Consider the following 1,515-nt stretch of genomic DNA (forward strand, 5'->3'; position numbering starts at 1 on the left):
TGAAAATCCTCGTGTCGGTGGTTCGATTCCGCCTCGAGGCACCATTACAATTCCCTTTTAGTTCAGTTGGTAGAACGCCGGACTGTTAATCCGTATGTCGCTGGTTCAAGTCCAGCAAAGGGAGCCACATTAAAAAGCCTCGTCTTCGGACGAGGCTTTTTTTATACCTGTTATTTGTCACTGTTCCCCCCTTTCATCACATAAATACGCTTATTACACTCAGAAATCCCCTTCCCCCTTTGAACCTCTCCATATTCGCTCTATAAAGATCACCTACGCAATAATTCAAATAGACATAGTTAAGGGCATAGGTAAGCAGAAGAAGCCATAAATCGCGCTTTAAAGGCTTTTTTACCATATCTTCGACTACGTTTAGGTAAGAGTATTAATCTTTTTACTAACTCAAGGATGACCAATGATCACCTTATATGGCTACCCTCGCTCTCGTTCATTACGTGTTTCATGGTTACTTGAAGAAAGCGGTCTAGATTGGCAATACCATTTAGTTGATTTAATGAAAGGTGAGCATAAATCACCAAGTTACCAAGCTCTCAACCACCAAGGTAAAATACCGACCCTCACAGATAATGACATTACCTTATGTGAATCATCCGCTATTTGCTTTTACATTGCCGAAAAATACGTTCCACAATGGCTACCAAAATCTGGTACCGCAGAATCTGCGCTTCATCATCAATGGGTCAGCTTTATTATTTCAGAGTTAGAGCAACCATTGTGGAGCATGGGCAAACATAAATTTGCCCTACCTGAACAGATTCGATTACCAGAAATGCTTGCCGTCGCCAGCTGGGAATTTAAGAAAGCCGCCCAAACAGCCGAAACTTGGTTACCAGATTCTGATTATGTAATAGGGCGTTCACCCAGCATTGCAGACATCCTTCTTGCCCACACCCTCAATTGGGCAGTCAAGTTCGAGCAAAAATTACCCACTAAACTCGAAAAATACCGCCAAAAGCTAAACCAACGTCCAGCATTAATGCGCGCATTGAACAAAGAGCAACAGGCTTTAGGTGATCACTAGAAAGAGTTTTTTCGGTATTTACGAGCCCAACAAGTTCAAAATTCCACCAATCAGTGCAAAAAAACAAAAGTTAAACATTTTTCTCAAAAAAACCATTGACGAAACAGCCGAAAACCTTTTTAATGCGCTCCGTTGCCTCGATAGCTCAGTCGGTAGAGCAGAGGATTGAAAATCCTCGTGTCGGTGGTTCGATTCCGCCTCGAGGCACCATTATTTCTTTTTGTTCGTTAGAATATGAGAAGTACGGTGCAAGCAACGAAATAGATAATTCCCTTTTAGTTCAGTTGGTAGAACGCCGGACTGTTAATCCGTATGTCGCTGGTTCAAGTCCAGCAAAGGGAGCCAAATTCGTTTTTGAGTTGCACGTTAACTTGAAGACAACAAAGATTTAGTGTGCCGACTTAGCTCAGTAGGTAGAGCAACTGACTTGTAATCAGTAGGTCACCAGTTCGACTCCGGTAGTCGGCACCATT

The 1,515-nt window shown here is 42.6% G+C and carries 1 protein-coding gene and 4 tRNA genes; all 5 read left to right on the forward strand.

Going from position 1 to position 1,515, the window contains the following annotated elements; genetic code table 11:
- The first annotated feature begins 51 nt into the window (after positions 1-51).
- The 5 genes from C9J12_RS29965 (at position 52) to C9J12_RS29990 (ending at position 1,513) form a co-directional block, all read left to right on the forward strand.
- Positions 52-127 (forward strand) — tRNA-Asn (locus C9J12_RS29965).
- Between the two features lie 288 nt (positions 128-415).
- Positions 416-1,042 (forward strand): glutathione S-transferase family protein, encoded by a 627-nt coding sequence (locus C9J12_RS29970; RefSeq protein ID WP_107247114.1) that lies wholly within the window; start codon positions 416-418, stop codon positions 1,040-1,042.
- A 134-nt stretch (positions 1,043-1,176) separates the two neighbouring features.
- Positions 1,177-1,252, forward strand: a tRNA-Phe gene (locus tag C9J12_RS29980).
- 59 nt (positions 1,253-1,311) lie between these two features.
- Positions 1,312-1,387, forward strand: a tRNA-Asn gene (locus C9J12_RS29985).
- Positions 1,388-1,437: 50 nt separating this feature from the next.
- Positions 1,438-1,513, forward strand: a tRNA-Thr gene (locus tag C9J12_RS29990).
- Positions 1,514-1,515: the final 2 nt, after the last annotated feature.

Source organism: Photobacterium frigidiphilum (genome assembly GCF_003025615.1).
Classification (GTDB): Bacteria; Pseudomonadota; Gammaproteobacteria; order Enterobacterales; family Vibrionaceae; genus Photobacterium; species Photobacterium frigidiphilum.

Coding starts and splice junctions, on each gene's coding strand:
- C9J12_RS29970 (WP_107247114.1), top strand. CDS start 416: ATGATCACCTTATATGGCTACCCTCGCTCTCGTTCATTACGTGTTTCA.